The following is a 13,871-nucleotide window of genomic DNA, read 5'->3' on the forward strand; positions in this document are numbered from 1 at the left end:
CCCCCTTTCGTCTCTTCTTAGTTTGTTACAAGTGCTGTATGCTGAGTACATTAAAGTTAAATGTAAATTTGTGTTCTTCAAATCTTAAATAATGTACTGTGCTACATGTTTTCTGAATTCATACACAAAATAACTTAGTTTTGTAAATCGTGTTAATATTATTCTATGAAGTCTGCTACATATCTAATCCCTTTTCCAGAAACTTACTTTACAAGTTTTCCAATTCACCCTTTACTATATTCACAAAATTACAGAATAATTTGAATTTTCTAAATATTATATATTTCTATTCAACTTATCACAATACCATTTATTTGAAAAGATAAAATTTAATAAAGATGATTTTTTTGTAATTATAATTAATTCTTTTGAATATTTATTCTCTTTCACATTTTATTTCAAGACTAAAAAAAAACGATTTCTGGAAAAAATCTGAGAAATCGTTATATAAATCTATTATTCAATTTTCGTGCTATCTTTAAATAAGCAAGCTTTTCGCTTTTTCAATTTGAATTTTTACTTGCCCAAAGCCTGTACCACCTAAAGAATTACGGCGACTAACAGCAGCTTCTGGCGCTAATACTGCGTAAATATCTTCTTCTATTAAGCTTGATTCTTTTTGCATTGCTTCTAATGGTAAATCTAATAAGTAAATACCTTGTTGAATACATGTAAAGACTAACTTCCCGGTTACTTCATGCGCATCACGGAATGGCATGCCCTTCGTTGCTAGGTAATCGGCTAGTTCTGTTGCATTTGAGAAATCTGAATGTACCGCACTATGAAGACGAGGTTTGTTGATTGTCATAGTACGCACCATACCTTCAAAGATTTTAAGTGAGCCAAGAACCGTTTCCATCGTATCAAACATGCCTTCCTTATCTTCTTGCATGTCCTTGTTGTACGTTAGTGGCGTACCTTTTAGAACCGTTAATAGACCAACTAAATTACCAAATGCTCGACCCGCTTTACCACGAATTAACTCTGCCATATCCGGATTTTTCTTTTGTGGCATGATTGATGAGCCTGTTGAAAAGGCATCATCAAGCTCGATAAATTTAAATTCATCTGTAGACCAAATAATAATTTCTTCTGCAAAACGGGATAAGTGTGTCATTAATAATGCTGAATTTGATAAAAACTCCACGATAAAGTCACGATCACTAACCGCGTCCATTGAATTTGCATAGACATCCGCAAATCCTAGAAGCTCCGCAGATTTTAAACGGTCAATCGGGAAAGTTGTACCTGCCATTGCCCCAGCACCTAACGGTAAAATATCAATACGCTTCATCGATTCATTAAAACGCTCTTTATCGCGTTGAAGCTGCCAGAAGTATACCATTAAATGATGCGCAAAAGAGATTGGCTGCGCACGCTGTAAATGTGTATAGCCTGGTGCAATAGTATCAATATGTTGCTCAGCTTGCTTGATGATGGTGTTTTGAAAGTTTTCAATTAATCCCACTACTTCAGGCACACGTTTCTTTAAGAATAAGTGCATATCTGTCGCTACTTGGTCGTTACGCGAACGGCCAGTATGTAATTTCCCACCAACTGGACCGATTAAATCGATTAACATTTTTTCTAAGTTTAAGTGAATGTCTTCATTAGCTACTGTAAATTTTAATTCGCCTGCTTCTGCTTTTACCTTTAGCTGTGATAAGCCTTCTAAAATCTTTGATACATCTTCTGTAGGTAAAATGTTTTGCGCGCCAAGCATTGTCACATGAGCTACTGAGCCTTCGATATCTTCTAATACTAATTGTTGGTCAAAGCCAATAGATGCGCCGAATTCATCGACCCAGGCCTCTGCTGACTTTTGGAAACGTCCGCCCCATAATTTTGCCATGTTGTTCTCTCCTAACAGCTCTTATATTGTTTTTAAATCAATTACGCCTCGGCGTAATTGCGTCCAGATTTTTTTCAAGCTCGCTTGGAAACTCCCTCTAAAAAATCTGTGATATCCGCCGGGGCTTAACTTGATTCAGCGGGGTTTGAACCCCCACTGAATAGAGTTGAATATTTGGAATTCATACTCCTCTTATAGAAGTAGGGGATTTCTGTACCTGTCGCTTCGCTTTCGGTACAAAAAGAGTTCGCTGAAGCAAGTTAAAAGAAGAAGCGACTCGGGCTCCGAATCGCTCTCACTTATTAATTATTTTATTTCAGATGGTAATTTTGTATTTTTTGCTATTTCTGAAGCAACGACTGTTGGCATACCCCATAATTCGATGAAGCCTACAGCTGAAGCATGGTTGAATTTATCGTGTTTTGAGTAAGTTGCTAATTCTTCAGAGTATAAAGAGTTTGCAGATTTACGTCCCTCAACGATTGCGTGACCTTTATAAAGTTTCACACGAACTGTACCATTTACATACTTTTGCGTTTCTTTTAAGAACGCTTCTAAAGCTGTACGGATTGGGTTGAACCAAAGACCGTTATAAATGATTTCAGATAATTTGTGCTCGATAATTGGCTTGAAATGGGCAAGCTCTTTAACTAATGTAATATCTTCTAATTCTTTGTGCGCTGTTAATAACACTTTTGCACCTGGAATTTCATATACTTCACGAGATTTAATACCTACTAAACGGTTTTCAACGTGATCGATACGGCCAACCCCGTGTGCGCCTGCTACTTTGTTTAATTCCTCGATTAAATCAGCTAACTTCATTTCTTGACCATTTAATGATACTGGTTTACCTTCTACGAATTCAATTTCAATGATTTCTGCTGTATCCGGTGCGTTTTCAACCGAAACTGTTAAACCATAAGCTTCTTCTGGTGGTGCTACCCAAGGATCTTCCATTACACCCGCTTCGTTTGCACGACCCCATAAGTTTTGGTCGATTGAGAATGGAGAGTCGATTGTTGCAGGAATTGGTACACCATGTTTTGCAGCGTATTCGATTTCTTCGTCACGGCTCCAGCCCCACTCACGTACAGGAGCTAAAACTTCTAAATCTGGATTTAATGCTTTAATGGAAACTTCGAAACGTACTTGGTCATTCCCTTTACCTGTACAGCCGTGAGCTACCGCGTCTGCATTTGTTTCTGTCGCGATTTCAACTAATTTTTTTGAAATTAATGGACGAGATAATGCAGATACTAATGGGTACTTTTGCTCATACCAAGTGTGACCTTGTAGAGAGATAAGCGCGTACTCTTCAGCGAACTCATCCTTTGCATCGATCATATATGATTCAACAGCACCAACTTGAAGTGCTTTATTTTTAATGAACTCTAAATCTTTTCCTTCACCCACGTCAAGACATACCGCGATTACGTCCCATCCTTGCTCTTTTAACCACGGAATTGCTACTGATGTATCTAAACCACCTGAATATGCTAATACGACTTTCTTGTTTGCCATGGTAATTCCCTCCACTTATATGTATTTTTATACATTTATATAATTGTTTATACATGAATAGTACCATGGAATAAAAATAAACGCAACTGTATTTATATTAAATTTTAGACTTTTTCGCCATGTCTGAAAACGATTGTTTTATGTTACTTTAGAATACTCGTTTAAATCATTTTTTTCTAAAAATTGTACATTTATACTGGATTTCATCTACCTTAATCGATGGACTAATTTTATATTCTTTCAAGTAATATCCCTTTCCTCTGCAAGTAGTCATCGTAAAATGAGTCATCGCCCATCATATACACCCGGTCACAATAAGTCGTAATTTCCTCCATATCATGAGACGTATAAAGAATCATTTTTTGATGTTCCTTTGCCTGCCGCATAAGGAAGCGCACAATTTCTGTTTTGGATTTTAAATCTATACCTACTGTCGGCTCGTCTAAAATAAGGAGCTGTGGATCATCAATAAGGCTTAAAGCAATATTGAGTTTGCGTTTCATACCGCCTGATAACGCACTTACTTGCTTATCCCATTCATGCAATTGCATATTTTCACAAATGGCTCGACATTGCTCATCGGATAATTTGTTCCAACTGAGCTTTGCAAAAAACAACATATTTTCCCGAACCGTCATATGTTCCCACAATGCGACCTCTTGTGGAACATAACCGATTTGACGACGAACGGCCTTTAAATTATCTTTATAGGAAAGTCCATTTAGCATTAAATCGCCGGAATTTGCGCTCATCGCTGTTGCAACAATTTGCAAAAAGGTTGATTTTCCTGCCCCATTTTGCCCGACAAGCCCTACCATTTCACCGCGCGCAATATACATAGAAACATTTTGCAAAATTTCATGGCTACGATACTTTTTATTAATATTTTTCACTTCAAGCAAAACGGCTCGACTCCTTTCTATACACATAAATGCATACAAGCACTATGAAAATACTCCAAATGAGTGAAACATCCCATTGTAATAATGCATACACGGGGCTAATTCCGCTCAACAATGGCCATTTCACAACAAGTTGCTCTATTGGGATGAATGCCCCACCAAGAAATGTGAGCAGTAACGTAATGATTGGTGTGATGAAATGATAACTCAACGTATGTTTCATATGGACTGCGACAAATAACGCCAGTGCAACACAACTCAATCGAAAAATGACAATCGCTAAAAATTCAAACCATACAAATTTTGTTTCAAGTAATTGATATGTTAAAAAATCAATCCCGAACATGAATAATAAATAAAAACCTAATGTATTGAAAAAATAAGTAGTGTATGAGATTTTAGTTTGCAACCAGCGTACGACAACTGGATGATTGGATTCTTTAATGATCCAATCCAATAAATAAAAAGTTGAAATGAGTGCAAAAAATGCCCATATGCCCCACGGACTCAATAAAACGTCTTTTTTTGTAGGGGTAGAAGATTCATTGTAAAAGGAAAAATCAACAGTTAATAATTCATAACGTTCCTCACGTTGCTCCCCTTCAGCCACAATTTGATCGAACGACCAGTGAATATCACTTTCATATTTGTTGAGTAATTTCTTCACTTCATGAGCCGCTTTTGCTTGTGTTGCTTTACGCTGTGCAAGGGAACTAATATTTTCTTTTACCGCAAAATAAAAATACGATCGGTTCGTTGAATACGCTTCGATTAAATGGTGTCGTTTATTATTTCGCAATTGTTTTTCAAAATGACGTTTTACAATAAATACACTATCAATCTGATTTTTCTCTAATGCATATAGCGCTTTTTGCTTACTCATTAATTGAATGTTTAAAAGATCGATTTGCTGAAGTTCTTGAATAAATGCTTTAGATAGTTCACTGTTGTCTTCATCCACAATGGCAACAGGAACTTGCCCATCCTCGACAACATCAGTCATCCAATGAATGAGGACAGTCGTTAAAACAAGTGGCATAACAAGCCAAATGAATGTAGAAAATGCCTGCTTTTTTATTAGCAACATTCGTGTAAAAAGTAATGTTCTCAACGGGCTAACCTCCCCTTCACGTATACGAGACTACTATATAGTGAGAGTGCCAAGAAGAGCCAAAAACCACTCTTTGTATATGAAGCATAATTACGCTCTTCAAAAATAAGCTCAGTCAACCATTTCCAATTGTCATACGTATAAAAATACGGGAATAGTTGCTGCATGCCATATGGGAAATAAATCGTAGGAAAAACCGCACCACTCACTGCAAGAAGTAAAACGCATAAAAATAACGAAATTAATAGCTTCACTTTATCTGAATAGAAAACAATATCGAAAATGGCACATAAGACAATCGTATGCAAGATAAGTAAGCCAATAAATAAAGAAATTCTAAAGTAATCAAGTGCATAATAATTTATTTCCAATTGTGAAAGCCCAATAACAAAAAGGACAATCGAAAGGGTAAGCACCGTCATAAATGTCGTGATAATCCGCGCAACATGCTCCTGCCAAATTGCAACACCGGCCAATTTCAAGCGAACTTGTAAGCTTTTCGATGTTTGCTTCGATAAAAATACAAATAGCAAAATCGACCAAATGATGGTTAAACAAAATAAAATAGCGAATGAATAATAATGCAACGGATTTTCAAATGGGAGCAACACCCACTCATGCTCACGTAAAACTTTACTTTTCCCCATTGTATAAAATGTAAAATCCATTAAGAGCTCTAATTTTAAACTTTCCAATTCTTCCGGTGAAATTGATGTCTCTTTCGCATAATGATACACCGTCAAAATATTCGCCTGCGCAGATGAAATATAACGTGTAATCGTTTCAACAAGTTCATTAACGACCATGCTTTGCGTTTTTTCTTGTGGGTTACCGAGCACGTGGAGCTTTACTGAAGCCCCTTCATATAAATCCTCGGCAAAGTTACTCGGGAAAATAATCGCGGCTGTACTTTCATTTTGCTTCAACCGCGCTTCTGCTTCTTCCATTGAAAGGAGCTCTGCCTGTACATATGTATTTTCTTTCAAAACTGTCACAATTAGTTGTGCCAATAGTTGACTCTCACTTGAAAAATCTTCATTAACAATGGCAATCGACATTTTTTGTTGTTCATTCTGTGAAAATATCGATGTCAAAGCCATAAAGGACAGTCCGATTATCATCATTGGAAACAAGAAAAGAAGAAGTAGTTTCCACCACTTCTTCTTCATTTGTGTCAAGTATTGATGTGTGAAAAATACAAGGTTTTTCATCGTCATCACCTGATTTCATTAATAGAAAAGATTTTCAAATTCCATGAACTTATCCGTTAACCACTCTTCGGATTGTTCATATAATGTTTCATTAAAATATTTATCGAACGCATTTTGGTCCATTTCACCAATATTTACTACGCTGTCTCCCACATCAAAGCTTACTTCTTTAATCACTTTTGCCGTTTGGTTTACATTTAAGTCGAATAGCTCGCTCTCATCAAGCGCAATCGCAAACTGATGATCCGCTTTCATTTGATCCTTTTCATGCGTCGCTTCACCTGACCAATCCATCGCAAAGCTTGAATAGTCATCTTCAAATGAAATAGTTCTTGTAAACGTACGTGTATCACCTTTTAATGTTTCATCCCCTTTGTATTCTAGGTATGACGCATCACCGTCCATTTTCACAGTAATTGTATCTATCGCTTTTTGGTCTTTCCAAGTAAGGTCACCTTTAATAATTACTTTATCTGTTTTATCGCCAATTTCATATTCAAAAATTTGTTTTGTATCTTCAATTGATTGTTTACCATCAATAACAATCGTTTCTTCTCCAATTGTCATTTCAAAATGACGTTGAACAATTAAATCTTTTTGATGCCAAATAACAGAAGTTAAACCTTTTGGAATGCTTGAATCTTTAATTCCTTGGATCATTTCTTCAATAACTGTATCCATTTCTTTTGAGAAATTAATATCTAATGTTGACATGGCCATTCCTGAGCTTTGTTCATATAATGATTTTATCAGACCTTCTAATTTGTCATCCTTTTTCGCTTTTTCAAGTACTTTAACGAAAAGATCTTTCACTTCTTGCTCCGTTAATTTCATTGTAACCTTTTCACCAGTTAGCTTTTTCTCACCAATTTTTACTTCTTCCTTTTCTCCTACTGTAAAGGCTTCTTCAGGAAGTTCCTCATAAAAATACTTTAAATATTCCTTTTCCAAATACTCCGACATTTCATCCGAATATAATGAGTTTTTGCCTGTCATTTGATCAAGCCCTAATGTTTCGCTACCTTCATAATTTGGATCTGTCATACGCATTACGTTTCCAAAATCTTTGTCATTTAATTGAATTGTATCTTGTAAAAATGGTAATGATACTAATAATTTCTCAGACGTTAAGTACATAATAAAATCGTTAAATTCAACATCCATTACGTTGGCATCCATTTTAGCCATGATTTCGCCTTTTTTCATATCCGATTGCGTCGTAATTTTTAACGAAGAGTTTTCAACAGTATCCAGTATTTGTGGATCTAAAAAACTTAACATTTCTTCCCCTGGACTTGCTGAAAAATCCATCACGTATTCTGTCACATCATTTTTAGACTTATCATACCATTCAAATTCATTTGCATATTTGTCTTTGAAAAGTTCGATTGATTTTTCCATTGTTTTTGTTTCTGCAAGGAAATATTGTTGCTTCGCCGATTTGTTAAAGATGAAAAAGGCTGTTGCTCCTCCACCAATTGTAAGAAATGCCACAATAATTCCAATAATAACGCTTTTTTTCATTACAACATGTACCTTCTCTCATTAAATTTAATTGTTTTACTATTTTCTAGAACACCACGATAATAATCAGTGGTACCCAAAAATGACTTGAGACCTGCACAATAGTGGGCTCTCATACGTTGCTAGACGGCACGGCGGTGTTTTGTTTTCCTAAGCTTCCCTATACAGCCGAGGTTTGCCATTACCAAATTATGGACGCACTTTGTATTCATCCCCACTTGTAGAAGTGAAAACCTCTGCTGAAGTAATTAAAACATCGAGTGGCATATCACGAGATTTACAATGGCAAAAATCCGATGGAGTTCATGCTTCATTCATAAGTAATTAACCGAATCTTATATACTATGTATTCTTTTAATGATTTGATAATAATAAATAATCAAATTGTTGAAAATTACCTATTATTTTTTATTAAAAAAACTACGTCCAAAAAACTCCACCATTTTTGGTGCGACCACATACAATTTACTCGTAATTCCTAATATGCGCGGTAAATTTATCTCCCGCGGCCTCGATTCTATTGCTTCAACGACTTCACTTGCCACTTTACTTGGCTGAATTAAAAAATTGCTAATAGCCTTGCGATAAGCATTCGTCTCATCCGCTTTTTGTAGGAATGGGGTATCAATTGGTCCAGGATAAATCCCTGTAACTGCAATCTTATTTTCAGCAAGCTCCATGCGTAAACCGTTAACGAACCCAGTAATCGCATGCTTACTTGCTGCATAGACACTCGCTTTTTTTGTTGCCACTTTACCTGCTTGTGAGCTAACAAAAATAAAGTGTCCACTTTTTCTTTCAATCATTTGAGGTGCTAAACGTTTGGCTAAAAAAATTGGTGCTCTTACATTGAGATCTAGCATTTGATCCACTTCTTCATCTAGCAAATCAAAAGCATTCGAAAAATAGCCTAAGCCTGCATTTAAAATCGCAACATCAATAGCTGGTAGTAATGATACCACACGGTCAATATCCATTGAATTACACAGGTCTGCTTGGATTGTTACCACCCCTAAATGCTCTAGTGATTTTAAAACATTTGCATTTCGTCCTGTTGCATAAACGGTATGACCTTGTGCAATCAATTGCTTCGTCATTTCAAGTCCGATTCCACTTGTTGCCCCTGTAATAAAGATTGTTTTGCTCAACTTTTCACCTCCGATTAACGTTTACTATTTTATCGGACTTCAATTTAGTTTAACAGAGTAAATTTCCGTTTAATTACAGCAATCGTCCTCAAAATTATCAAATAGTCACAAAATGAGCAATAACATTCCAATATAATGTACCTATATACATTTTTAATAAGAAGAATTCCGTTATTTTTCCGAAAAAAAAACTAGTAAATTATTATTCATTTACTAGTTTTTCTTTATTCCAAATAATTCAGTTAAACCGTCTTTCGAAACTAATACGTCATCTAATGTATACGAATCTAGAACAGCCAAATATGCTTTTAATGCTTGATGGAGTGCAAATTTCAATTGACATTCCGGAGAAATTTTACATAAATTACTTTCTGGATTGAAACATTCTACAATATGAAAATCTTCCTCGGTTTTACGCACAACCTCACCAATATTAATATTTTTAGGATCGATAGCCAAACGAATACCGCCGCCGCGCCCTCGAATTGTTTCAATATATCCGTGTTGCCCTAAATCATACGTAACTTTCATTAAATGGTTTTTGGAAATTTGATAGGCATCTGCGATTTCTTGAATCGTCGCTAAATGGTCTTGACCACGCACGCCTAAATACATGAGCGTACGTAAAGAATAGTCTGTATATACGGTTAAGCGCACGTTTCTCACCAACTTTCTACATATTAGTATAACACTTTCTCACAATAGGTCGAGAATTCCAACTTATTTTTAAAGATGTATTTTATATATATGTTTGTGACAAATTTGTTAAAGATGTATTTTCTATATTGCTTTAGAGATTCAGCAGCAGTATATTGAAATCACAAAGAACGTACAATAAGTTCTTGTAAATAGAAGGGTGGAATTCCTTATGTTAACGAAACAAACAATCGACACAATCAAAGCAACTGTACCAGTATTAGAAGTACACGGATTAGCGATTACTAAAACATTTTACAAAAACCTATTTAATGACAACCCACAATTATTAAACATTTTTAATCACACAAACCAAAAGAAAGACCGTCAACAAACAGCTTTAGCAAACACAGTATACGCAGCTGCAATTCATATTGAAAACTTAGAAGCAATCGTACCAGCAGTTGTACAAATTGCGCATAAGCACGTAAGTTTAGGTATTTTACCAGAGCATTACCCAATCGTAGGAAAATATTTATTAGCTGCAATTAAAGAAGTATTAGGTGACGCAGCAACAGACGAAATAATTGAAGCTTGGGGTCAAGCATACGGCGTAATTGCGGATGTATTCATTTCAGTAGAAGAAGATCTATACAAAGCTTCTGAAAATAATGGTGGCTGGCGCTTATTTAAAGACTTCGAAATTGCTAAAATTGTAGAAGAAAGCGATGTTGTTAAATCATTCTACTTAAAACCAGCTGATGGTTCAAAATTACCTGCATTCTCAGCAGGTCAATACATTTCAATTCGCGTTCAAGTTCCTGGACAAGAGTATTTAATGAATCGTCAATACACAGTTACAGAAGGTACTGAAGAATATTTCCGTATTTCTGTTAAACGTGAAAACGATGAAAATCCAAATGGCGTAGTTTCTAATTTCTTGCACGATTCGAACGTTGGCACACAAGTACAATTAAGTGCTCCAGCTGGTGTATTCACATTATCGGACAATAATAACCCTGTATTATTTATCGCGGGTGGTGTAGGTGTTACACCATTACAAAGTATGCTTCAATCAATCGATGATCGCAAAGCTTCGTTCCTTCAATGTGCACGTAGTAAGAATGTTGCAGCATTCACAGAAACAATCGAAGAAAAAGTTGACGCATTAGGTGGTATTTACACAGCAGTTTATAGTGATACAGAAGGCTATGTTACAAAGGAGCAAATTGCATCATTACTTGAAGACGGTACTGAAGTTTATGTATGTGGTCCAATCGCCTTCATGGAAGCAGTTATTTCAAACTTAGTTGAATTAAATGTTCCTTCAGAAAATATTCATTACGAATTCTTTGGCGCTGCCATGGCATTACAAATTCAAACAACTAGATAATATGTAATAAGCGTGTTGAGTCCTCACTCAACACGCTTTCTTTAAACCTTTTTATAATAATAAATACCATCGCGTATCTCAATTTCAGCTAAGCCTTCATCAACTAAGTAGTCCATTTGGCCGATTGTTTCTGAAAGTGTCAGCCCTAGCTGTTGCTGATAAATCCGTTCAAAGAGCAGCGTTGTTGCCTCATAATTTGTTTTCGGATGTTCAATCATGTCTCGTACCTTTAGCGCTCGTTGTTTTTGCTTTTCTAAGCGCTCGTCAATTAATTGAACGATATTCGTCACTTCTCCGCCATGCCCAGTATACATTTTTGTAACTTCTAAATCTCGCAACCTCTTTAATGAAGCATTATATTGAAGTAATGATTTTGGACGCTCCATTGTGAGTTCAACTGGAGGCTCAACTAATGGATTCGATGATGTGCGTTCTAATAATAGATCACCACCAATACATTCGCGCGTTTCTTCGTCTATAAAAATTAAATGACTTTGCGCATGCCCGAGTGTTTCATAGACTTTTAAGCCAGGGTGCCCCGGTACTTCATCCCCTTCTTGTAAAAATTGCGTTAGCGGGGTTGTCCCAAATAGCTCTACTTCACCCTTCACTTTTAAAATACGTGGAATATATTTTTCTGGAACCCCTTGCTCGATTAAATGCTTTGTGTAAAAGCGGTCGTAATACGCTAAGAATTCATGTGTTTTGCGCATCCAATGATCAACATAGCGATGCCCTAAAATTTCTGTACCAACAAAGGCATCTACCCAACCTGCATGATCGGGGTGATGATGCGTTAATACGACTTGCTCAACATCTTTCAACTCATAACCTGCACCGCGCAAACCCCATTTTAACGCTTCATATGCTTCCTCGGTTTTTGGTCCTGCGTCAAATAACGTCAATGTATCCCCTTTTACTAAAAATGCGTTTACATCTCCAACCGCATATGGAGTTGGAATAACTATTTTGTGTACTTCCATTACTGAATCCCCCTTATACTGCTCGTATATGTACAAATGAATGAATATTCATTTATTTTACACCTTTTTTTTATTTTCGTCACGTCTTTACTTGACAGTTTTTCATTACATAACTATAATTTTTGATAATTATAAATTTATATGCAATGAAAAAGCTAAGTACATTATTTTATGGTTATAGAGAGTGTCGTCTTTGCTGAAATCGGCATAGCCCGCTAAAATAATCGAACCTCCTTTTGAGCTGTTATGACAACATAACCGTCCCCTTCGCGATAAGAAGGTTGAAGCTGCACACAATATGTGTGAATTTAGGTGGTACCGCGGAAACTTGAAGCGTTTTCGTCCTTATATATAGGACGAGAGCGCTTTTTATTTTTGAAAAAAGATGTGGAGGAAGTACTATGCAAAAAATTATCTTTATTGGTGCGGGTTCAATTGCGGAAGCACTTATACATGGATGGGTAGAAAATAATGTCATTCAACCTGAGTGTGTCTATATATCTAATCGTTCCAATCAACAGCGATTACAACAATTATCATCAAAATACGGCGTTCAAAAATTAGTAGGCTATGAACAATTAACAGGGGCAGATTTAATTATCTTAGCGGTGAAGCCAAAAGATGCACGTCTTGCAATGGATGCTATAAAGCCATTTATTGAACCTAACGTTTCTATCCTTTCTGTTTTAGCTGGCATTAGTATTGCTACAATAGAAGAACATCTAGGTGAGCGTCCGATTGCTCGTGTCATGCCTAATACATCTGCAACTATAGGTATGTCAGCCTCTGGAATTGCGTTTAATAAATTAATCAATGATGAACAACATGCACAATATATTCAAATGCTCGAAGCGGTTGGCATTGTTATTGAAGTGGAAGAAGATAAACTACATGCAGTTACCGCACTTTCCGGTAGCGGTCCTGCTTATTTATACTATTTAGTTGAAGCATTTGAACGTGTAGGTGCTGAATTTGGTTTATCTAAAGAAATTGTTCGGGAGTTAATGATACAGACGATTGCTGGCTCTGCAGAAATGCTAAAATCCGTAAATGAAGAACCTGAGGTACTGCGCAAAAAAGTAACAAGTCCAGGAGGTACTACAGAAGCAGGTATAAAAGCGTTAGAAGCGATGGCATTTAATGATGCAATTGCCAACTGTATTCGTAGTGCCGAAAATCGCTCTCGTGAATTGGCACGTGGAGAATAGATAAGAAGGCTTCATTCACTCACATTTATTTGTGAATGAATGAAGCCTTCTTTTTATATAGAACCATTACGAATACGTTTAACAATACTATATGTAGTATAAATTGCAATTGGACCAAGCAATGCAGCAAATACTACCCACATTGTTAATCCGCCTGTTGCCTTTAAAAATTCTAAATTTGTTCGAATATAAATAACTACGCCAAATAGTAAAATATAGCTCATTACATTTGGAAAAATCACAAGTAGTCGTAAGAGCTTTGGTGTAATTGTTGGTTGTTGCATAATTCATCCCCCTTTTACTCATTATAACGTAATTTTACGCGATATTACTATAATTTTCTAAATATAAAAAGAGGTACTTCGCTATTGAAGCACCT

12 protein-coding genes are annotated in these 13,871 nt (G+C 36.1%); 2 read left to right on the forward strand and 10 right to left on the reverse strand.

The genetic code is table 11. The features are described 5' to 3' along the window. Window positions 1-478 precede the first annotated feature (478 nt). From argH to O7776_RS11170, 8 genes are all read right to left on the reverse strand, one after another. The gene (gene argH / locus O7776_RS11135) at window positions 479-1,852 is read right to left on the reverse strand and encodes an argininosuccinate lyase (protein WP_274307138.1); all 1,374 of its coding nucleotides are present in this window, start codon (window positions 1,850-1,852) and stop codon (window positions 479-481) included. A gap of 306 nt (window positions 1,853-2,158) precedes the next feature. Beyond that, complete coding sequence (locus O7776_RS11140) at window positions 2,159-3,376, reverse strand: argininosuccinate synthase (RefSeq protein WP_274307139.1); 1,218 nt, start codon at window positions 3,374-3,376, stop codon at window positions 2,159-2,161. Window positions 3,377-3,606: 230 nt separating this feature from the next. After that, window positions 3,607-4,269, reverse strand: a complete 663-nt coding sequence (locus O7776_RS11145) for an ABC transporter ATP-binding protein (RefSeq protein WP_337999473.1) — start codon at window positions 4,267-4,269, stop codon at window positions 3,607-3,609. Window position 4,270: 1 nt separating this feature from the next. Further along, window positions 4,271-5,389 carry an ABC transporter permease gene (locus O7776_RS11150; protein ID WP_274307141.1) on the reverse strand — a complete coding sequence of 373 codons (1,119 nt, stop codon included), beginning with the start codon at window positions 5,387-5,389 and terminating at the stop codon, window positions 4,271-4,273. Continuing rightward, window positions 5,386-6,606: an ABC transporter permease gene (locus tag O7776_RS11155; protein WP_337999440.1), complete on the reverse strand. Its 1,221-nt coding sequence runs from the start codon at window positions 6,604-6,606 to the stop codon at window positions 5,386-5,388. The genes O7776_RS11150 and O7776_RS11155 overlap by 4 nt, the downstream gene beginning before the upstream one ends. A 12-nt stretch (window positions 6,607-6,618) precedes the next feature. After that, window positions 6,619-8,124 carry a DUF6583 family protein gene (locus O7776_RS11160; protein WP_274307142.1) on the reverse strand — a complete coding sequence of 502 codons (1,506 nt, stop codon included), beginning with the start codon at window positions 8,122-8,124 and terminating at the stop codon, window positions 6,619-6,621. 401 nt (window positions 8,125-8,525) lie between these two features. Then, complete coding sequence (locus O7776_RS11165) at window positions 8,526-9,272, reverse strand: SDR family NAD(P)-dependent oxidoreductase (protein ID WP_274307143.1); 747 nt, start codon at window positions 9,270-9,272, stop codon at window positions 8,526-8,528. Between the two features lie 213 nt (window positions 9,273-9,485). Beyond that, the gene (locus O7776_RS11170) at window positions 9,486-9,929 is read right to left on the reverse strand and encodes an RrF2 family transcriptional regulator (RefSeq protein WP_274307144.1); all 444 of its coding nucleotides are present in this window, start codon (window positions 9,927-9,929) and stop codon (window positions 9,486-9,488) included. A 199-nt stretch (window positions 9,930-10,128) separates the two neighbouring features. Here O7776_RS11170 and hmpA point away from each other — a divergent pair, with 199 nt between their 5' ends. Then, window positions 10,129-11,301, forward strand: a complete 1,173-nt coding sequence (hmpA, locus tag O7776_RS11175; protein ID WP_274307145.1) for an NO-inducible flavohemoprotein — start codon at window positions 10,129-10,131, stop codon at window positions 11,299-11,301. 41 nt (window positions 11,302-11,342) lie between these two features. Here the strand turns inward: hmpA and O7776_RS11180 are convergent, their stop codons facing one another. After that, window positions 11,343-12,284: an MBL fold metallo-hydrolase gene (locus tag O7776_RS11180; RefSeq protein WP_274307146.1), complete on the reverse strand. Its 942-nt coding sequence runs from the start codon at window positions 12,282-12,284 to the stop codon at window positions 11,343-11,345. 401 nt (window positions 12,285-12,685) lie between these two features. Between O7776_RS11180 and proC the strand changes: the two genes are divergently transcribed. After that, window positions 12,686-13,492, forward strand: a complete 807-nt coding sequence (proC, locus tag O7776_RS11185; RefSeq protein WP_274307147.1) for a pyrroline-5-carboxylate reductase — start codon at window positions 12,686-12,688, stop codon at window positions 13,490-13,492. A gap of 53 nt (window positions 13,493-13,545) precedes the next feature. Here the strand turns inward: proC and O7776_RS11190 are convergent, their stop codons facing one another. After that, a complete protein-coding gene (locus tag O7776_RS11190) occupies window positions 13,546-13,776 on the reverse strand; it encodes an acyl-phosphate glycerol 3-phosphate acyltransferase (protein ID WP_274307148.1) in 231 nt (76 codons plus the stop codon). Window positions 13,777-13,871: the final 95 nt, after the last annotated feature.

Source organism: Solibacillus daqui, assembly GCF_028747805.1.
GTDB classification, from domain to species: domain Bacteria; phylum Bacillota; class Bacilli; order Bacillales_A; family Planococcaceae; genus Solibacillus; species Solibacillus daqui.

What these genes read in the sequence shown, in the direction of transcription:
- O7776_RS11155 (WP_337999440.1), bottom strand. Translation starts at nt 6,606, where the DNA reads ATGACGATGAAAAACCTTGTATTTTTCACACATCAATACTTGACACAA.
- O7776_RS11140 (WP_274307139.1), bottom strand. Translation starts at nt 3,376, where the DNA reads ATGGCAAACAAGAAAGTCGTATTAGCATATTCAGGTGGTTTAGATACA.
- proC (WP_274307147.1), top strand. Translation starts at nt 12,686, where the DNA reads ATGCAAAAAATTATCTTTATTGGTGCGGGTTCAATTGCGGAAGCACTT.
- O7776_RS11180 (WP_274307146.1), bottom strand. Translation starts at nt 12,284, where the DNA reads ATGGAAGTACACAAAATAGTTATTCCAACTCCATATGCGGTTGGAGAT.
- argH (WP_274307138.1), bottom strand. Translation starts at nt 1,852, where the DNA reads ATGGCAAAATTATGGGGCGGACGTTTCCAAAAGTCAGCAGAGGCCTGG.
- O7776_RS11190 (WP_274307148.1), bottom strand. Translation starts at nt 13,776, where the DNA reads ATGCAACAACCAACAATTACACCAAAGCTCTTACGACTACTTGTGATT.
- O7776_RS11160 (WP_274307142.1), bottom strand. Translation starts at nt 8,124, where the DNA reads ATGAAAAAAAGCGTTATTATTGGAATTATTGTGGCATTTCTTACAATT.